Below are 18,920 nucleotides of genomic sequence, written 5' to 3' on the forward strand. Positions count from 1 at the left end.
GACCCGCCGGGTCCGCCCGCTGCCGCCCGGCATCTCGCCCGGCATCTCGCCCGGCCAGCATCGTTGCGCGGGGATCAACGAGGTTCGTCGCCGCGCAGCGTGACGCGCTGGATCACGCGGTGCGCGTCGCCGAAGTCGCCGGCGACGGCGTGCTGGGTCGCGCGGTTGTCCCAGAAGCCGATGGTCCCCTCCTGCCAGTGGTAGCGCACCGTGAACTCCGGACGCACCGAGTGCTGGTAGAGGAACGCGAGCAGGGCATCGCTCTCGGCGCGGTCGAGCTCGGCGATGTGCGAGGTGAAGCCGGGGTTCACGAACAGCGACTTCTTCCCGGTCTCCGGATGCGTGCGCACGACGGGGTGCGTGGCCGGCTCGAGCCTGACGAAGGTCTCGCCTTCCCAGCGCCCTTCACCGACAAGGTCGAGGATGCCCTTGAACTGGGCCTCGCCGTTGTGCACGGCGGTCAGCGTGCCCAGGAACTCCTGCAGCGCGGGGCTGAGGGCGGCGAAGGCGGCTTCCTGGTTGCTGAACAGCGTGTCGCCGCCGGCCGGGGGCACCACCACCGCTCGCAGGATCGAGCCGAGCGGCGGGCGCTTCACGAACGTGACGTCGGTGTGCCAGTCCAGTCCGCGCGAGACGGTGCCGACCCTGCCGTAGGCCGCGGCCAGCTCCCTGGCCTTGCTGTAGTCGATCTCGAACACCTCGGGCTGCCCGTCCAGACCGGGGATGACCGGGTGGCCCTCGGTCGGCTCGCCGAAGCGCCGCGCGAACGCGAGGTGCTCCGCCGGTGTCAGGTGCTGGCCCGGGAAGAACACGACCTTGTAGTGCAGCCAGGCCGCCCGCACCGCGGCGACCTCCCGCTCGTCGAGCGTGCGGACGTCGAGGCCCCGGATCTCGGCGCCGATGTTGCCCGAGAGCGGGACGATCTCGAACAGCGGCTCGGCCACCGCGGTCACGGCCGCGGCCTGCTCCTGGCCCGCGGTGTCCGTGCCTGCGCCGGTGCCTGTGTCAGCTGTGAGAGTCATGGCCTGATCTCCTTGGTCGGTCGGCCGGGGACCGGGTCGGAAAATATTCCGCTATCTCGATCGGATTTGTCAAGATTGCAGGCCGCCGCCGCCATCGACGGGCCGCGAGCCGTCCACACCGGCACCGATGGGCCATACCCGTGCACACCGGGCCGACACCGTCGACGACAAGGTCCGGGAGGTCACGGGCCCCTGGCCGCCACAGGACTGCAGCAACCTGCGGGTTGACAGGCAGGACACCGACAGGTCAGCAATATTTAGTATATGCATCGAATAAGTAGACAAGGCTGGCAGCCATGCCAGCCTGATCATCGGTGATCATGAACAACCCACGCGAGGAGTACAGCCGTGTACATCTCCGCTCGCGCCGAGTACGCCATCAGGGCGATGCTGGCCCTCGCCGTCGCGCACCCGGACCGGGTCGCCGCCCCCGCACTCGCCGCACGCGAGGAGATCTCACTCGCCTACCTACAGGCGATCCTGCTGGATCTACGTCGAGCCGGGCTGCTGTTCAACCGACGGGGAGTCGACGGTGGATACAGCCTGGCCCGCCCGACCGACAGCATCACCGTGGGTGACATCCTGCGGGCCACCGGCGGAGCCCTGACGAGCGTCCGCGGCGAGCCGGCCGAGCGGGCCACCTACGGCGGGGCCGCCCGCGGGCTCAGCCGGGTCTGGCTGGCCGTGGACGCCGCCATCCACGACGTTCTCGATCGAGCCACCCTCGCCGACGTGCTGGCCGACAAGGTCTCCCTCTAGCTCAACCGGAGCACCGAACACCAGGCACCCGACGCCAGGGCCACCCGAACGGGCCAGATCGCCACCGTAGTGGTCTAATGACCACCAAACACAACATCGTCCGACCAAATGGCGGAGTTGTGTCACTCATCGCGTTCGGCTCACCACCACTGGAGACCTGGCTTCACATCCCTACCAACCAACTCTTGCAAGTCGGTCGATTAAGTGGGATATGTAGTCCTGGTCAGCACAGGCGAGCCGATCTGTCACGCAGGAACACCCCGAGGTGCACCTGCGCGGCACCGTCATCTCGCCTGTCGCTCCTCCATCACGGGCCACGGCAACACGGCCCTACGGACAGCTCCACGTGTCCACCCACACCATCAAGATCCAGTTTCTTCCGAGCCGCGGGCTCGGAGATTCGCACGCGCGCAGACAGGTGCCACAGCAGGCGCCAGAGGAGGCCAGGTTTCCCATGAAGAACCGGTTCAGAGCGGTGGCGGCTCTGGCCCTAGTCGCCAGCCTGGCGATCTCCGCCTGCGGAGGAGGCGATGACGACGAAGCAGGCAGCGGCGGCGGCTCGGGCTCGTCCACGACGCTGCACATCGTCGGCTTCGCGGTGCCGGAGGCGGCGAACAAGGCCATCGCCACCGAGTGGAACAAGACCGAGGCCGGCAAGGGCGTCAAGTTCGAGACGTCCTACGGCGCCTCCGGCGACCAGAGCCGCGCGGTGGTGTCGGGCCTGAAGGCCGACTACGTCCACTTCTCCGTCGCCAGTGACGTCACCCGGCTGGTGGACGCCGGGCTCGTCGCCGACACCTGGGACGACGGCCCCACCAAGGGCATCGTGTCGTCGTCGGTCGTCGTGCTCGCGGTGCGCAAGGGCAACCCGAAGAACATCAAGGGCTGGGATGACCTGATCAAGCCGGGCATCGGCATCGTCACCCCCAACCCGGCCTCCTCCGGATCCGCCCGGTGGAACGCGCTGGCCGCCTGGGGGCACATCTCCGCGAACGGCGGAACCGACGCCCAGGCCGAGGAGTACCTGACCAAGCTCTTCGCGAACGTGGTCTCGCTGCCGAGCAGCGGCCGTGACGCCACCACCGCCTTCCTGGGCGGCACCGGCGACGTGCTGCTCGCCTACGAGAACGAGGCCATCCTGGCCCGCCAGAGCGGCGAGGAGCTCGACTGGGTCGTCCCGGACACCACCATCCTCATCGAGAACCCCGGCGCCGTCCTCACCAAGGCCGACCCGAAGGCCAAGGAGTGGTACGACTTCGTGCTGAGCCCGGAGGGCCAGCGCCAGTTCGCGCTCAAGGGCTTCCGCCCGGTCATCGACGGAGTCAAGGTCGACGAGGTCGAAGGCGCGCTCGATCCGAAGAACCCGTTCCCGACGCCGAAGAAGCTGCTCACCGTCAAGGACGACTTCGAGAGCTGGTCGGCCCTGTCGAAGAAGTTCTTCGCCGAGGACACCGGCATCGTGGTCAAGGTGATCGCCGCCTCGGGCAAGGCCAAGTAGCACTGTGACAACGACAACCGTCACCGGGCGCCGATCCGCGGGAGACCGCGGGTCGGCGCCCGGCGGGCTGCCGCTGACCCGGGTGTCCGGTGTGGGCCTCGGTGTGGCGATGCTGTGGTTCAGCCTGCTCGTTCTCATCCCGCTGGCGGCGGTCGCGGTGACGGCGTCGGAAGGTGGCTGGAGCCAGTTCTGGCGCACGGTCACCCAGGAGCAGACCGCCGCCGCCATCGAGCTCACCGTCGGGACCGCACTCCTCGTCACGCTGGTCAACATCGTGATGGGCACCGCGATCGCCTGGGTGCTGGTGCGGGACAGGTTCACCGGCAAGCGTGTCCTGGAAATCCTCATCGACATCCCGTTCGCCCTGCCGACAATCGTCGCCGGGCTGGTGCTGCTTTCCCTCTACGGCCCGAAGAGCCCGCTGGGTGTGAACATCGCCAACACCCGCACCGCGGTTTTCCTGGCCTTCCTGTTCGTCACGCTGCCGTTCGTCGTCCGCACCGTGCAGCCGGTGCTGGCCGAGCTCGACCGGGAGGCCGAGGAGGCGGCGGCCTCGCTGGGCGCGCGGCGGTTCACCATCTTCCGGCGGATCATCCTGCCGGGCCTGACCCCGGCCATCGCGGCCGGAGCCGCGCTGTCGTTCGCCCGCGGCGTCAGCGAATACGGCTCACTGGTGCTGTTGTCCGGCAACCTGCCGATGCATACCGAGGTGGCGTCGGTGCGCATTCTCAGCAGCATCGAGAACGACAATCCCGAGAACGCGGCGGCGGTCGCGGTCGTCCTGCTGGCGATCTCGTTCGTCGTGATCGTCGCGGTGGACGTCCTGCAACGGAGGATGGTGCGCCGTGGCTGACACACCCACGATCGAGGCGACCGCCGACCACCCCGCCGAGCAGACGCCGCGGCCCGACCGGGCCCGGCGGCGCGACCGGCCACCGGTGGGCCGGTACGCGCTGCGGCTGGTCGTGATCGCCTATCTGTTCCTGCTGGTGGCGTGGCCGCTCTACCTCGTCGCGCAGAACACGTTCAAGGACGGGTTCGACGACCTGAGCGCCATTCTGGACGACCCCGACACCGTCCACGCGCTGCGGCTCACCCTCACCATCGCGATCACCTCGGTGATCATCAACACGGTGTTCGGGGTGGGCATCTCCTTCCTCCTGGTCCGCTACCGGTTCCCGGGCAAGCGTCTGCTCAACGCCCTGCTGGACGTCCCGCTGTCGGTGTCGCCGATCGTGGTCGGGCTCGCGCTGATCCTGGTCTACGGCGGCCGGGACGGCTGGTTCGGGCCGACCCTCGAGGACGCCGGTCTCCAGGTCATCTTCGCCACCCCGGGCATGATCCTGGCCACCACCTTCATCGCCCTGCCGCTGATGATCCGGGAGGTGGTCCCCGTCCTCGAGGAGATCGGGGACGACCAGGAACAGGCCGCCCGCAGCCTCGGCGCGAACGCCGTCCAGACGTTCCGCCGCATCACCCTGCCGGCCATCAAATGGGGCGTGGTCTACGGCGTCGTGCTGAGCCTGGCCCGTGCCCTCGGCGAGTTCGGTGCGGTCAAGGTCGTCTCCGGCAACGTCTCCGGCGACACCCGCACCGCCACCCTCGTCGTCGAGGAGAAGTACCTGAACTTCGACCGGGGCGGTGCCTACGCCACCGCCTTCCTGCTCGCACTCGTCGCGGTGGCCTGCATCGTCGTCGTGTCCCTCATTCGTCCGAAGGATCCGAAGGAAAAGCGGTGAGCATCGAGATCACCAATGTCAACAAGCGCTTCGGCGACTTCGTGGCGCTCGACGACGTTTCCGTGAGCATTCCGACCGGCCAGCTCACGGCACTGCTCGGCCCGTCCGGCGGCGGCAAGTCCACGCTGCTGCGCATCATCGGCGGCCTGGAACAGGCCGACACCGGACGGGTCGTGATCGAAGGCGTCGACGCGACGAACCTGCCGCCGCAGAAACGCAACGTCGGTTTCGTCTTCCAGCACTACGCCGCGTTCAAGCACCTGTCGGTGCGGCGCAATGTGGCCTTCGGCCTGGAGATCCGCAAACGGCCGAAGGCCGAGATCCGCTCACGGGTGGACGAGCTGCTCGCCCTCGTGCACCTGGAGCAGTTCGCCGAGCGGCTGCCCTCGCAGCTGTCCGGCGGTCAGCGCCAGCGGATGGCCCTGGCCCGCGCGCTGGCCATCGAGCCAACGGTGCTGCTGCTCGACGAGCCGTTCGGCGCGCTCGACGCCAAGGTCCGCCGGGAGCTGCGTGACTGGCTGCGCCGCCTGCACGACGAGGTGCACGTCAGCACCGTGTTCGTCACCCACGACCAGGAGGAGGCCCTCGAGGTCGCCGACGAGATCGTGGTCATCAACGAGGGCCGGATCGAGCAGATCGGGTCCCCGGACGACCTGTACGACCGGCCGGCGAACGACTTCGTGATGAGCTTCCTCGGCCCGGTCACCCAGCTCGGAGACAGGCTCGTCCGGCCGCATGACCTGCAGCTGCACACCGGGGATCCGGCCGCGGGCGACATCGGCGGGCAGATCGCCCGCGTCAACCGGATCGGCTTCGAGATCCGTGTCGACGTCGCCACCACCGGCCAGCCGAGCCAGGACGTCGTCGTGACGCTGACCCGCAACGAGTTCCGTGCGCTGGGCCTCGAAGTCGGCGCCGCGGTCAACATCCGGCTCGCCCCGGAAAGCCACACCACCCCGGCGCCTCCCACGCAACCCACGCCAGCCGACAGCGCGAAAAGCCTCGCGCCCTCGCACTGACCCGCACGCGGTACGGCGGGCGGGCCTGGCACGAGCCCCCGCCCGCCAGCGACTGCCTGGCCTGCAGTCAACCGAGAAGGCTGACAACCACGGGGGCCGGGACAGCCTTGACCGGTGAGGCGCACCACCAGGGAGCCGGACCGCGTCGATCTGTTCAGGGTCCATGTACGTCGCGGCCCAGTCGCCTGTCCTCCGCGATGACCACCAGCCCGAACGGGCCCCAGCCCCTGTGCTCGCTCGGGGTGTCAGCCGTTGAGGATGGTGATGGTGCGGCCGGCGGGGCTGGTGGTCGTGCTGAGGGCCGTGCGCTCGTCAATGGCCGGAGCGCCGCGGCGCTGATCGAAGATCGCCAGGGTGCCGGCGGGAAGGCGGAGGCGGTCGAGATAGTGATCGAGTTGCCGGAGCCCGGCCTGCAGGGGGTTGGATCTACCGGTGCGCCAGGCCTTGATCTCGATACCCTCGCGCTGCACCTGCGTTGTTCCGTCGCGGGCGGTGTAAGGCCAGCGCAGGTGGAGGTCGACCCGGCCAGAGCCTACGGCGTACTCGCGCTCCACCACGCCGGTGCCGTTGACCGCACGCTGGAGGTAGCCCATGAGGATGAGCTGGGCGGCGGCCTCGTCGTAGTAGCCACGGCTGGTGAGAAACTCGCCGTTCTCGATCCACCATTCGGCGAACTCGGAGAGCACCTTGGGGAGGTCGAAGCCGCCTTCCGGACGAACAAAGGAACGCGGGTCCGCGGTGATGCTCTCCTGGACGCTGGCGGAAAGGGCGCGAACGATGACCTCGCGGTAGATCGGGTTCGCCGCTCTGACCGGGGGGTCGGGGGCGATGAGGCCGAGGTCACGGACGTAGCTGAGGTCGTCGTCGTAGGGGTCGAGGGCAAGCGGGTCGCCAGCGATCAGCGGCCCGATGATCCGTCGGACCCGGGGCTCGGCGAGTCTGGCCGCGAGTGAGTCGAGGTGGGTGGCACGGGCGAGGATCAGTCGTTCCCGGGCCTGGTCGAGGTGTTCGACGGTGATCGGCTCCGAGGCCGGCACGCCAATCTCCTCGACAATCTCCTGAGCCAGCGCGTTGACCAGCCACGGCTGGCCGCCGGTGAGCTCGTAGGCGTGGTCGACCGCACCTGGGGCGAACCGCTGACCGGTGTCGGTGGTGTGCTGGCCGTAGAGGTCGGTCACCTCGCCCGCGGTGAAGTCGCCTAGCCGTAGTGACTTCAGCTTGATGTTGAACGGGCTGGAGGTTCCCAGCCGCGACACATCGCCACCTGCTGCGGCTTTATAGTCGCGGACGTCGCGTAGGCCGCACAGCACGACGGACCACGGAAACGGCGCTGGCCGCTTGTTGTAGCCGTCCCGGAGCTGGGCGAGCACGCTGACGAGCGACTCGCCCCGCAGCGCGTCGATCTCGTCGACAAACAGCACAAGCGGCCGCGGGCAGACCTCCGCCCACGCACCCAGCGCAGTTCCGAGAAGTGCCGCGGCCGGCGCCTCGGGCCAGGGCGGCGGACGAAGCTCCGATGGCAGCTGCCATCGTGCGGCCTCTTTGATCCATTGGAGGATGCCCAGCGTGGCAGCGCCGAAGTCGTCACCCGCCGCGCGGGCCGCCTCACAGGAGAAGTGCAGCGCGGCGTATCGGCCCTGGGTCGTCAGCTCCTGCGCGAGCGCGCGTAGCGCGGTTGTCTTGCCGGTCTGACGTGGCGCATGCACGACAAAGTACGCCTTGAGGTCCACAAGCCCGGGAGCCTCTGGCAGCCGGGAGAGCGCAGGGATCATGTAGTGCTCTGCAGGCAGGCAGGGTCCGGCGGTGTTGAACCGACGCCCCATCGATCCTGCCCCTCCGAGCCACCGGCGAGCGATACGCCCTCCACGTACCACCCTACGTGTGATCGCAGCTACCGGAGCCGAGGCCGATCAGCCCGGTCACACACGAGCAATTCATCAAAATGTCGACCGAAAAAGTGGGAAATTACTGTCGGGCGGGCACGGATCATGGGAGAGTCCGGGCATGCGCTCGTGTCTCCTCGTGGGTCGGCCACACGTCGACTTCGGACGGGTGACGAGCGCGGCCTGTCACGGCCTCTGACGCACCTCGCCGCTCCCCCGTCAGCTCCGGCCCTCGATGCCGGCTGCCCGAAGACGCATTCGTTCCTGCCTTCACGGAGACGACCGTGCCTTTGTCGCGCGCCCGAACCCGCCCGCTTTCGCGGGCCCTCCTCCTCACCACCACGCTGGCCGCCGCCACGCTCGCCAGCACCACCCTGACCGGCGCCGCCGCCGCGCCGAGCACGAGCGCCGGGCCCGGCGCGGATGTCGTGCTCGACTGGTACGACGTCACCGCGCAGACGGTCGCGGCCGCAGCCCTGCCGGCCCAGGTCACCAACAGCCGGATCTGGGCGGTCAGCTGGCTGGCCGCCGACCGCGCCATCACCAGCCGCCCCGGCGGACACGGAGGCTCCGGCGGGCACGGCGGCCCCGGCCGGAATGACGCGGACTTCGCGACGGCGGCGTTCGCGACCGCCATCCACGACGGGCTCGCCGCGCAGGTTCCCGCCCGCACCGCCGAGCTGGATGCGGCGCTGGCCGCCACGCTGGCGGACGTCCCCGACGGGAACGACGAGACCGCCGGGGTCGAGGCGGGCCACCGCGCCGCCCGGGCCCTGCTCGCCGAGCGGACCGGTGACGGGCTGGACGTCGCCTCGGTGAACGCTCCCTACACCCCGCCGGCGGAGGCGCCGGGCGTCTGGCGGCCGACGCCGCCGGCCTACGCTCCCGCCGTCGGATCCGGGCAGGGCAGGGGGCGGACGTTCCTGCTCGGCCCGGCGAACCGGTTCCGCCCCGGGCCACCGGACCCACTCGGCTCGCCGGCCTACCAGCGTGACCTCGCCGAGGTCCGGGCCGTCGGGTCCGTCGACAGCACGGTCCGCACCGCCGAGCAGACCGACGTCGCGATGTTCTGGGCGCAGTCGTCCCTCACCGGCTACACCACGATCCTGCGCGGGCTCGTCGAGCAGGAGCGCGCGCGGCCGCTCGCCTGGCAGACGCATCTGGTCGCCACCTTCCATCAGGTGACCATCGACGCTCAGATCGCCGGTTACGAGGCGAAGTACGTCTACACCCGCTGGCGTCCCGTCACGGCCATCCGCTTCGCCGACACCGACGGCGACCCGACGACCGACGCGGATCCGAACTGGACGCCGCTCATCGCGACCCCGGCACATCCCGAGTACCCGAGTGGCCACGCCACCTATGCCGGTGCCGCGCAGCGGGTGCTGGAGGCGTTCACCGGCTCGGGCCCGGCGCGGCCGATCGCCGTCACCAGCGCCACCGCACCCGGAGTCACCCGGACCTACAGCTCGTGGCGGCAGGCGACCCAGGACAACATCGACGCCCGGGTCTGGGAAGGCGTCCACTTCCGCCACACCGACGAGACCGGCGCCCAGCTCGGCCGGACCGTCGCCGCCTACGACCTGCGCCGGATCAACCTCCGCTAGTCGGCGCGGGCGCGAAACCGCCCGTTGGAGCGGGCGCGAAACCGCCCGTTGGAGCGGGCGCGAAACCGCCCGTTGGAGCGGCCGACGGGCCCGAGCATCCCAGGAAGGGACGCGAACAATGAACGAGGGAAATCCGCAGAGCACCGAACGCGGGCCGGGATCGACCAGCCGTCGAGGTTTTCTCGCCGGGTCGTTGGCGGCGGCGACCGCGGCGGCGACGACCGGCCTGTCGACGATCCCGGGGCTGGTCTCGGCGGCGTCGGCGGCCACCCGGCCGAACATCCTGGTCATCGTCACGGATGACCAGCCCAAGGCGACGCAGTGGGCGACGCAGAAGACCTACGACTGGATCGCCGAGCAGGGTGTCCGGTTCACCAACGCCCACTGCACGACCCCGCTGTGCGCGCCCTCACGCTCGTCGATCTTCTCTGGTCGCTACGCCCACAACCACGGGGTGCGGGTCAACGCGAACCCCGGGAACCTGGGCCAGAACACCACCGTCCAGCGTTATCTGACGCAGGCCGGCTACCGCACCGGGCTGTTCGGCAAGTACCTCAACGGCTGGGACATCAACGCCAGCCCGCCGCATTTCGAGGAATGGGCGCTGCTGAAGCCGAGCTATGTCGACGGCACCTACAACGTCAACGGCACGGTCCAGACGATCAACGGCTACACCACCAACGTCCTCAGGAACCGGACACTGAGCTTCCTCGACAGGTCCGCGACCGACACGCGGCCGTGGTTCGCCTACGTCGCTCCGTACGCCCCGCACGGACCCAACACGCCGGCCGCCCAGTACGCCGACACGGTCGTACCGGAGTGGAACGGCCGGCCGGCGGTGCACGAGACCGACAAGAGCGACAAGCCTCCCTACGTACAGAACTCGACCAGCACCCTCGCGGACGGCCAGGCGGTGCGGGAGCGGCAGCTGCGCACGCTGCTGTCCGTGGACGACGCGGTGCAGGCCTTCCGGGACAAGCTGGTGGCCCTCGGGCAGCTGGAGAACACGCTGGTCTTCTACGTCCCCGACAACGGGTACCTGTGGGGCGACCACGGCCGGGTCGCCAAGTCGGTTCCCTACACGCCGGCCCACGAGCTGCCGTTCTACGTGTCCTGGCCGGGCGGCGGCCTGGGTTCCGGAACGGTCGACAACCGCATCGTCGGGCACATCGACATCGCCCCGACGATCCTCGACGCCGCGGGGATCACGCCGAACACCCCGCAGAACGGCTTCTCGCTGCTCTCCTCCTCCAGCCGCGACCACATCCTGACCGAGTTCTGGAAGAAGGGCACCGCTGCCGGCGGTGTGCCCACCTGGGCCTCCTATGTCAGCACCACCAGGCAGTACGTCGAGTACTACGACCTGCACGCCAATGCCAGCGGCGCGCAGGTCGGAACGGGGCAGGTGCTGTTCCGTGAGTACTACGACCTGGCGAACGACCCGGGCCAGCTGGTGAATCTCCTCTACAACGCGACGCCGGCGCAGGAGCAGGCGCTCGGCATCCCCGCCCTCGCCGCCCAGCTCACCGCCGACCGCGCGGCCTGACGGCCCGACGGCCCGACGGCCCGCACAGGGCTTGCTGATGGCGGTGGTCCGGCCCGACCTCACGGGATGGGCCACCGCTACCGGTCCGACGACGAGCAAACGAAGAGAAACCGATGTCTGCTTCCTGCTGCACCCCCGGCCGCGATCCCGGCACCGCCGGAGGCGTTGCGGCGCCCATCCGAGCAGCCGGCGCCCGCACGACGCGGATGATCAAACTTCCCGGTGGGCGTTTCCTCATGGGTACCGAGGACGAGGAGGGCTACCCCGCGGACGGCGAAGGGCCGATCCGGGAGATCGACCTGAGCCCCTTCGCGATCGAGGCGACGACGGTGACCAACGCCCAGTTCGCCACGTTCGTCAAGGCGACCGGGTACGCCACCGACGCGGAACGTCACGATTTCTCCTTCGTCTTCGAGGGCTTCCTTTCCGAGGAGGTCGCCACGAGCTCACCGGTCGTCCACGAGGTGCCCTGGTGGCATGCGGTGGCCGGGGCGTTCTGGAAACACCCCGAAGGGCCTGGCTCGTCCATCGCATCCCGCCAGAACCATCCCGTCGTGCACGTCTCGTGGAACGACGCGCAGGCCTACTGCGCCTGGGCGGGCACCCGCCTGCCCTCCGAGGCCGAGTGGGAGTACGCCGCACGCGGCGGCCTGGAGCAGCGCCGTTACCCGTGGGGTGATGAACTGACGCCGAAGGGCCGGCACCAGTGCAACATCTGGCAGGGTGTCTTCCCGACGGTGAACACGGGGGCGGACGGTTATCTGGGCACCGCTCCGGCCAGGGCATACCGCCCCAACGGCCACGGCCTCTACAACGTCGTCGGCAATGTCTGGGAATGGTGCGCGGACTGGTTCAGCGCCGACTTTCACGCCACCGGCCCGCGTTCGAATCCGACCGGGCCGCCCAGTGGCCTCGCCAAGGTCATGCGCGGCGGCTCGCACATGTGTCACTCGTCCTACTGCAACCGGTATCGCGTCGCCGCGCGCAGCTCGAACACCCCCGACAGCTCAGCCGGCAACATCGGATTCCGGGTGGCATTCTGAGCCACCCGGCCGCGCGCATCCGCGCATATGGCGGCCGACCGGGGATCCCGCGCCGCCGCACCGCGCCGCGCGAGCAATTCACACCAGCCAGGGCAACCGAGGCACAGAGTCACCTGGCGATCCGCAAGAAGCGAGGATCTTGGTTGCTGTCGCAGCCGAAATCCTCGTTTCTTGCTCAGCAGCAATGGCCGCGCGCCCCGGGCGGCTATCCGACGGGACGCGGGACCCGCTGCGAAGCCGGGAACAGGACGGGACCCACCCAGCGACGGAGGTAGTCGCGCAGCTCCCGCCCCATCCGAGGCGGGTCGGGCGGGACCAGGATCAGTGACTGCATGATCCGAAGCATGTGCTCGACGAGCTGATCGAGCATCTCATCGTCGTAGCCGAGCTCCGCCCAGTTCACGCGCCGGTTGACCAGGATCGTGCGCACGCGGGCGATCTGGGCGGGCGCCATCATCCGCCGACTGAACGTGGTGGGATAGCCGCCGGCGAGCAGCAGCATGAGCAGCGGCTCGTCCGGAAAGCGCTCGATGATGAACGCCATCGCCTCGACGACGAAATCGGCGATGTCGTCGACGTCCGTGGGAAAAGTCGCCTCGAACTGTGCCACGAAGCGTTCCGCCGCGGCGTCCGAGACGGCGGCGAAGAGTTCCTCGGTGCTCGTGAAGTAGCGGTACACGGTCTTGCGGATGACACCGAGGTCGGTGGCGACGTTGGACAGGGTGGTTCCCGCCGCCCCGCGTAGCGCCACGCTCTGGATCGCGGCGTCGATGATGCGTTCGCGCGCCTGGGCGTCGTCGGCCGGCGGTACTCCGGCCCACCCTCTGCGACCCATGCCTGCCACTCCCTGCTGCCTGACCACGGCGCTGTGCCCTGACCGTCCGGACTGTCCTACCCGCCCTGGGCGGCCCCGCGGGTCAAGAAGTGTTCCTGCACTCTGTACCCCGGCCGCGCCCGCCCGTTGCCACGCGCCCCTCCTGCCCCCCGGGACGCGGAGCGCCACCGAGCCGTCCGGGCGGCACCGAGCCGTCCGGGCGGCACCGGTCATCCCACCATCCTCCAGACGACCGGATCCGAAAACCACTACGCACAGCGATCGATCGATCTCCGGATTGGACGTTGCCCCAGAAGAAACATCGATCCATCATATGTGTCATTGTCCCCTCTGGAAGCTGGTGATGAGTGACTGCCCTGCCGGCACAGCACGTCAGGGGCGATCTCGACCGCGACGGAGGCAGCGACGGCGATGCGCGCAACGGAGGCCGGGGCGGCGACCGGTGCAGCGACGGCGACCGGTGCAGCGACGGCGACGCGCGGGCAGCGCGTGGCACGCCGCGAGGCTCGCCGTGGCGCGGGCCTCGCCCCGCCACAGCCACCCATCCCGAGCGCTCTCGTTCCCACGCTTCCACGACTGTGCCTCCCGATTTCTCCCGTTCCACATTCCCGTTATCCGCCGGCCCGAGGTGGTGATTCAACGCGATGCACAGATGTTCCTGGACCGGCCGTCAGCGGGTCTCACAGGGCGGCAGGGCGGCACGGGGCGGATCTGTCGGGTGCCGTTTCCATCGTCGACTCGCGCCGGCGGCGCCGCTGACGCTCCCGCGCCGTGAGAAGGAAAAGACCCTGAGGGTTCCGAGGAGACCGATGATGCAGGAAGTCCGTGGTGTGATCGCCCGCGGAAAAGGCGGGCCGGTAGAACTGACCACCATTCTGGTGCCCGATCCCGGCCCGGGCGAGGCGGTCGTCAGGATACAGGCCTGCGGGGTCTGTCACACCGATCTGCACTACCGCGACGGTGGCATCAACGACGACTTTCCCTTTCTCCTGGGGCACGAGGCCGCCGGAGTGGTCGAGTCGGTCGGCGCCGGCGTGACGGACGTGGCCCCCGGTGATTTCGTGGTGCTCAACTGGCGGGCGGTCTGCGGCACCTGCCGAGCCTGCCTGCGAGGCCGGCCCTGGTACTGCTTCGCCACCCACAACGCCTCCGTTCCCATGACGCTGCCCGACGGGACGGCGCTGTCACCCGCCCTGGGCATCGGCGCCTTCGCCGAGAAGACCCTGGTACACGCCGGCCAGTGCACGAAGGTCTCCCCCGCCGCACGCCCGGCCGTGGCCGGGCTCCTCGGCTGTGGGGTGATGGCCGGTATCGGGGCGGCGGTCAACACCGGCGGGGTCACCCGGGGTGACAGCGTCGCGGTGATCGGCTGTGGCGGCGTCGGAGACGGTGCGGTTGCCGGCGCCCACCTCGCCGGCGCGGCGAAGATCATCGCGGTGGACACCGATCCCCGCAAGCTCGAGTGGGCGAAGGGCTTCGGCGCGACCCACACCGTCAACGCGAAGGAAGTCGACCCGGTCGCCGCCATCCGGGAGATCACCGACGGCTTCGGTGCCGATGTCGTGATCGACGCCGTCGGCCGCCCGGAAACCTACCGGCAGGCCTTCTACGCCCGCGACCTGGCGGGCACCGTCGTCCTGGTCGGCGTGCCCACGCCGGAGATGACGCTCGAACTGCCGCTGCTCGACGTGTTCGGTCGCGGCGGTGCGCTGAAGTCGTCCTGGTACGGCGACTGCCTGCCGTCCCGGGATTTTCCGATGCTCATCGATCTCTACCTTCAGGGCCGGCTCGACCTGGACGCCTTCGTCACCGAGGAGATCTCGCTGGACGGCGTCGAATCGGCGTTCTCCAGGATGCACACCGGAGACGTCCTGCGTTCGGTGGTCATCCCATGACCGCTATCCCGTGACGATTACGGCTCGCGCCGGGAAAACCGGCGCCGCGGGCACCTTCGCTCTCGACGGGCAGGGCCCTGACACACGATGTCCGGTTTCACAGAAGAGAGGAAACCAGGTGCGAAGGTTATTCAGGAAATCGGTTCTGATCCTGACTGTGGCAGGCGTTGTCGGAATCGCCGGATGCGGCGGCGGGGACAGCGCCAACGACACCGCCGCGGTGGATCCGGCCCTGCTCAAGCTCGGTGCGGACCACGGCTGGAACCAGACCGACGTCACCGTCGACGCGGCCTCGCTGGACTGCCAGGGCAAGGCCTCGAACCCCACTCGCGGTGTCACCGACACGTCCATCAAGATCGGTGGACTGGCGACGGTGACAAGCCCCAGCGGCATCGCGTTCGGTGACGCCGACGCGGGCGCGAAGGCGCGGTTCGCCCGCGCCAACGCCGAGGGCGGGATCGCCGGCCGCACGATCGACTACGTCGGCGTGCGCGACGACGGCTCGGATCCGGCGCGCAACTCCGCCCAGGCCACCGCCCTCGTGTCGCGGGATGAGGTCTTCGCCGCGGCCCCGGTGCTCACCACGACCTCCAGCTACATCGACACGTTCTGCAAGGACGTCACGCCCTTCTTCGGCTGGGGAACCGAAAGCGGCTTCTGCGGAAACGCCATCGGCTTCAGCATCGTCGGGTGCCAGACGCCCACCGCCGAGCAGCGGGTCTCGGTGAACACCGGGCCGCCCGCGATGGTGAACGCCCTCATCCCGGCGGGATCCCCGAAGAGCATCGCGATGATCGGCATCGACAACGACGCCGCCCGCCAGGGCAACATCACCGTGTCCCAGGGATTCCAGGCCGCCGGATTCAACGTCGTCTACGAGAAGACACCGATCCCCGTCTCCGGCCTTTCCGACCCGACTCCGATCGTCCAGGCGGTCATGACCGCCGACCAGGGCGCGCCGCCGGCGGCGGTGTTCATGGTCACGCCGGTCGGTGACGCCGTGAAGCTGCTCGGTGCCCTCCGCGCGGCAGGGTACGACGGAATCCTGCTCACCCCCTTCTACGACCCGCGCCTGGCCGGGGCGAAGGAGCTCGCGGACACCTACGCGGTCATGCAGTGGCAGCCCGGACTGTCCACGGACGTCCCCGGCATCAAGCAGATGATGGCGGACTTCAAGGCCTACGCCCCGGACCTGCCGGACAGCCTGCCCGCGATGGCCGGCTACTGGGCGGCCGACATGCTCGTCACGGCCCTGCAGAAGGTCGGGCGTGACCTGACCGTCGACGCGCTGCTGAAGACCCTCAACGGCGACTACACCAACTACGTCGCCGGGGCGGTGCCGGAGACCCGCTGGCCGCTGAACCATGTCGCCGCGTCACCCTGCGGCACGCTCGCCCACCTCAAGGACGGCAAGTGGAGCGCGCCGGCTCTCTCCTGCGGCGCCATCGCGAAGATCTCGTAGTACCCGGGGCGGCCACGGACAGTCCGTGGTCGCCCCCATCCAGGGCCTCAGGCGGTCTCCATCAGCCCGGCCACGGCCGGGACACACGTCAGCTTTGTCATGAAACGTCAGCCGTGCCAGGAAAATGCTCCAGGCACGCGACCGTGCCCAGTTCGTCGTCATCGTTTACCAGTCCGGCTTCCTCCCGCAGCGCGCCGATCCGCTTTCTGACAGGTCCCATCAATATGGGCTCGCGTTCGCCGGCGTGGCGGTGACCGACATCCGACTCTTTCCCCCATGGCCGATCATCGGTTGTTAACCTCCGCCGACCGTGCTTTTCGAGGGGGTTTTAGGTGACACGTAAACGCATGGCGGCGATGGCCAGGCCCGCGGTGGTGGTCGCGGCGGTCGTCAGCCTGACCGTCGGCCTGGGCGGATGCAATGGCAGTGACCAGGATGAAACCGTGTCCGCGCCGGTCAGCACCGGTGTCGCCGGGTCTCCGGCACCCGCCATCTCCGCATCCCCGGCTCAGCCTGCCACGGCGTCCCCGACACCCGTCGTCACCGCATCGCCGTCGCACCGCACGCCGTCCCCGTCGCCGGTCGACGCGATCACCGCCGCCGTGAAGAGTGAGCCGACGGTTGCCAGGGATGTGGTCGTTCAGAACATCAAGATCTCCTCGATCGACTCCACCTGGGCCTACGCGAGTGCCTACTCCCCTTCCGCCGGTGGTGCCCGAGCAGTGCTGCACCGAACCGGCGATGCCTGGCGGCTCGTCAGCTACGGCTCCGCCGAGGTTGGCTGCGACGAAGGCGTGCCCGCCGCCGTCCTGACCGAGTTCGGCCTGGAGTGCCCCTCCTGACCTGGTCACAGCGCTGGTCGTGAACGCCCGCTCCACGGGACGCATCAGGCCACCGGCGGGCGGGTCACGAACCCGCCCGCCGGCACCGCGTCGACTATCGGGTCGGGGCGTAGAAGGTCTGCGGCGCGCCGCAGTAGCTGGTGGACGGAGCCACCGCGCCGGGGACAACGGTCCGGCAGACCCGGATGGTCACATGGTCGATGGTGCCCACGACGAGACCGGGCTGGAGCGTGAACGCGAACGCACGCTCCCCGTTGTCCACCTGCCGTGCCGCCCGGTCCACCGCCACGGTGCCGCTGTAGGCGGTGAAGAACGCGGTGGTACGCAGCCCGTCGTCGCGGATGGGCAGGCACACGTTGTTGCGCATGTCGTAAACCGATCCCGCGACGTCCACGACCGGCACGCCGGGCGTACCGAGGGTGCGCCAGGTGAGTTCGCCCTTTGTATAGCCGAACAGGCAGTCGTCCGCGACGACGGAGAACGACGTCGGACCGGCTGCCAATGCCGCTCCGGGAGCGAGCACCATGCCGACAAAAGCGGCCACGAACAGGGCAACCAGCCGAAATGACGTGAAGACGCGCCTCATTGCTGTCCTTTCATTTCTTGCCCGAGCTGCTGTCCACGCCACAGTACTTCCCGACGCATTTTGTCGCCGATTCCCCGACACCGACTTCGATCTATATTCACCTGTTCGCCATCCGGTCCACCCGTTGCCTGATTTCCGGGGACGGCGGCGGGGAGCCCGGTGGTGCCCAGGTCAGGTCGCGGGGCTGAGCAGCACGCCGAGGGCCGGCCTACCGGTTCGGTCGGCTGCGTTCGCCCTGGACGATCGCAGCCCGCACGGCCGGAACGATCTCATTGGCCCAGCGGCCGATGCCGGTGGCGTCCTGGGCTCCGCCGTCCGGGGAGAAGGTGATGAAACCGGCGGCGTCGTGCTCCTGCACGGCCGCGGTCAGTTCCTCGACCCACTGGCCCACCGAGCCGCCGATCCACCGGCCGTCACCGTCACGGGTGGCGGGCAGCGGCTGGTCGGTGATGCGTCCTGGGAGGTTGTAGACGGTGCGGATGTCACGCGGGTCGCGGCCCCACGGCGGCGGCGGCCTCGTCGATGACCGGACGTGACTGGCGGTATCGTTCGCTACGCCAGTCGGCCGCGTGGCCGGGGATCCAGCCGTCGGCGACCCGGCCGGTGGCGGCCAGGGATTTCGGGCCGACCGATCCCGTCCACACCGGCGGCGCCGCCACCGGGGCCGGCTCGATGTCGTTCACCTGGTAGTAGCGGCCCCGGTGCGTGACCGGTGGCCCGCCACCGGAAAGCTTCCTGACCAGGACGATCGCCTCCTCGAAGGCGTCGACCGCCTGGCTGGCGGCCAGCCGCGGCACGCCGAGGTCGGCGATCCGATCCCACCGGCCACCCGCACCGAGGCCCAACACGACCCGGCCACCGGAGAGCGTCGACAGGGAGGTCACCGCTCGCGCAAGCAGCGGGGCGGGCCGGCTCGGCAGGTTGCTGACGTTGGCGAACCCGGCGATGCGCTGTGTGTTCCCGAGGATGAAGCCGATGGCGGCGTAGGCGTCCAGGCGGGCGCCGAGATACGGATGGTCCGACAGGGAGAAGAGGTCGAGGCCGTCGCGATCGGCCTGTTGGGCGGCCTGTAGCAGTGCTGGCGCATCGTCGACGCCACTGTGCGCGCCGAAGCCGAACACAACCTCTGGTATGGACATTTCTTGCCCTTCGGATTGATATCGCCGCTCCTGGCGCAGGCACGG

At 69.4% G+C, this 18,920-nt stretch carries 15 protein-coding genes and 1 pseudogene; 11 read left to right on the forward strand and 5 right to left on the reverse strand.

Annotated features, from left to right (window positions below; all coding sequences use genetic code 11):
* Positions 1-74 precede the first annotated feature (74 nt).
* Positions 75-1,022 (reverse strand): TauD/TfdA family dioxygenase, encoded by a 948-nt coding sequence (locus ACG83_RS29150; protein WP_054569440.1) that lies wholly within the window; start codon positions 1,020-1,022, stop codon positions 75-77.
* 348 nt (positions 1,023-1,370) lie between these two features.
* Here ACG83_RS29150 and ACG83_RS29155 point away from each other — a divergent pair, with 348 nt between their 5' ends.
* From ACG83_RS29155 to ACG83_RS29175, 5 genes are all read left to right on the forward strand, one after another.
* A complete protein-coding gene (locus ACG83_RS29155; RefSeq protein ID WP_054569441.1) occupies positions 1,371-1,781 on the forward strand; it encodes an Rrf2 family transcriptional regulator in 411 nt (136 codons plus the stop codon).
* 454 nt (positions 1,782-2,235) lie between these two features.
* Positions 2,236-3,279 (forward strand): sulfate ABC transporter substrate-binding protein, encoded by a 1,044-nt coding sequence (locus ACG83_RS29160; protein WP_054569442.1) that lies wholly within the window; start codon positions 2,236-2,238, stop codon positions 3,277-3,279.
* 4 nt (positions 3,280-3,283) lie between these two features.
* Positions 3,284-4,132, forward strand: a complete 849-nt coding sequence (gene cysT, locus ACG83_RS29165; RefSeq protein WP_054569443.1) for a sulfate ABC transporter permease subunit CysT — start codon at positions 3,284-3,286, stop codon at positions 4,130-4,132.
* Positions 4,125-5,018: a sulfate ABC transporter permease gene (locus ACG83_RS29170; protein WP_198955529.1), complete on the forward strand. Its 894-nt coding sequence runs from the start codon at positions 4,125-4,127 to the stop codon at positions 5,016-5,018. The genes cysT and ACG83_RS29170 overlap by 8 nt, the downstream gene beginning before the upstream one ends.
* Positions 5,015-6,037, forward strand: a complete 1,023-nt coding sequence (locus ACG83_RS29175) for a sulfate/molybdate ABC transporter ATP-binding protein (protein ID WP_054569444.1) — start codon at positions 5,015-5,017, stop codon at positions 6,035-6,037. Before ACG83_RS29170 ends, ACG83_RS29175 begins: the two co-directional genes overlap by 4 nt.
* Before the next feature lie 245 nt (positions 6,038-6,282).
* On the opposite strand, the gene ACG83_RS29180 is transcribed toward ACG83_RS29175, so the two are convergent.
* Entirely contained in the window at positions 6,283-7,860 is a 1,578-nt protein-coding gene (locus ACG83_RS29180) for an AAA family ATPase (RefSeq protein WP_200931395.1), read from the reverse strand.
* A 344-nt stretch (positions 7,861-8,204) separates the two neighbouring features.
* On the opposite strand from ACG83_RS29180, the gene ACG83_RS29185 reads away from it, so the two are divergent.
* From ACG83_RS29185 to ACG83_RS29195, 3 genes are all read left to right on the forward strand, one after another.
* Complete coding sequence (locus ACG83_RS29185; protein ID WP_054569445.1) at positions 8,205-9,527, forward strand: vanadium-dependent haloperoxidase; 1,323 nt, start codon at positions 8,205-8,207, stop codon at positions 9,525-9,527.
* A 118-nt stretch (positions 9,528-9,645) separates the two neighbouring features.
* Positions 9,646-11,073 (forward strand): sulfatase, encoded by a 1,428-nt coding sequence (locus tag ACG83_RS29190; protein WP_054569446.1) that lies wholly within the window; start codon positions 9,646-9,648, stop codon positions 11,071-11,073.
* A gap of 113 nt (positions 11,074-11,186) precedes the next feature.
* Positions 11,187-12,116 carry a formylglycine-generating enzyme family protein gene (locus ACG83_RS29195; protein ID WP_054569447.1) on the forward strand — a complete coding sequence of 310 codons (930 nt, stop codon included), beginning with the start codon at positions 11,187-11,189 and terminating at the stop codon, positions 12,114-12,116.
* Between the two features lie 205 nt (positions 12,117-12,321).
* Here ACG83_RS29195 and ACG83_RS29200 read toward each other — a convergent pair whose 3' ends face one another.
* Positions 12,322-12,951 (reverse strand): TetR/AcrR family transcriptional regulator, encoded by a 630-nt coding sequence (locus ACG83_RS29200; RefSeq protein ID WP_054569448.1) that lies wholly within the window; start codon positions 12,949-12,951, stop codon positions 12,322-12,324.
* An 809-nt stretch (positions 12,952-13,760) separates the two neighbouring features.
* On the opposite strand from ACG83_RS29200, the gene ACG83_RS29205 reads away from it, so the two are divergent.
* The 3 genes from ACG83_RS29205 (at position 13,761) to ACG83_RS29215 (ending at position 17,150) form a co-directional block, all read left to right on the forward strand.
* Complete coding sequence (locus ACG83_RS29205; protein ID WP_054569449.1) at positions 13,761-14,846, forward strand: S-(hydroxymethyl)mycothiol dehydrogenase; 1,086 nt, start codon at positions 13,761-13,763, stop codon at positions 14,844-14,846.
* Positions 14,847-15,003: 157 nt separating this feature from the next.
* Positions 15,004-16,308 (forward strand): ABC transporter substrate-binding protein, encoded by a 1,305-nt coding sequence (locus tag ACG83_RS29210; RefSeq protein WP_235498260.1) that lies wholly within the window; start codon positions 15,004-15,006, stop codon positions 16,306-16,308.
* Positions 16,309-16,640: 332 nt separating this feature from the next.
* Positions 16,641-17,150 (forward strand): hypothetical protein, encoded by a 510-nt coding sequence (locus ACG83_RS29215; RefSeq protein ID WP_131831092.1) that lies wholly within the window; start codon positions 16,641-16,643, stop codon positions 17,148-17,150.
* 94 nt (positions 17,151-17,244) lie between these two features.
* Here the strand turns inward: ACG83_RS29215 and ACG83_RS29220 are convergent, their stop codons facing one another.
* Entirely contained in the window at positions 17,245-17,736 is a 492-nt protein-coding gene (locus ACG83_RS29220; protein WP_054569452.1) for a hypothetical protein, read from the reverse strand.
* A 208-nt stretch (positions 17,737-17,944) separates the two neighbouring features.
* Positions 17,945-18,875 (reverse strand): annotated as a pseudogene (locus ACG83_RS29230) (LLM class flavin-dependent oxidoreductase).
* Positions 18,876-18,920 lie beyond the last annotated feature (45 nt).

The organism is Frankia sp. R43 (genome assembly GCF_001306465.1).
Lineage (GTDB): Bacteria > Actinomycetota > Actinomycetes > Frankiales > Frankiaceae > Parafrankia > Parafrankia irregularis.

Coding starts and splice junctions, on each gene's coding strand:
- ACG83_RS29200 (WP_054569448.1), bottom strand. CDS start 12,951: ATGGGTCGCAGAGGGTGGGCCGGAGTACCGCCGGCCGACGACGCCCAG.
- ACG83_RS29205 (WP_054569449.1), top strand. CDS start 13,761: ATGATGCAGGAAGTCCGTGGTGTGATCGCCCGCGGAAAAGGCGGGCCG.
- ACG83_RS29150 (WP_054569440.1), bottom strand. CDS start 1,022: ATGACTCTCACAGCTGACACAGGCACCGGCGCAGGCACGGACACCGCG.
- ACG83_RS29190 (WP_054569446.1), top strand. CDS start 9,646: ATGAACGAGGGAAATCCGCAGAGCACCGAACGCGGGCCGGGATCGACC.
- ACG83_RS29220 (WP_054569452.1), bottom strand. CDS start 17,736: ATGAGGCGCGTCTTCACGTCATTTCGGCTGGTTGCCCTGTTCGTGGCC.
- ACG83_RS29180 (WP_200931395.1), bottom strand. CDS start 7,860: ATGGGGCGTCGGTTCAACACCGCCGGACCCTGCCTGCCTGCAGAGCAC.
- ACG83_RS29160 (WP_054569442.1), top strand. CDS start 2,236: ATGAAGAACCGGTTCAGAGCGGTGGCGGCTCTGGCCCTAGTCGCCAGC.
- ACG83_RS29195 (WP_054569447.1), top strand. CDS start 11,187: ATGTCTGCTTCCTGCTGCACCCCCGGCCGCGATCCCGGCACCGCCGGA.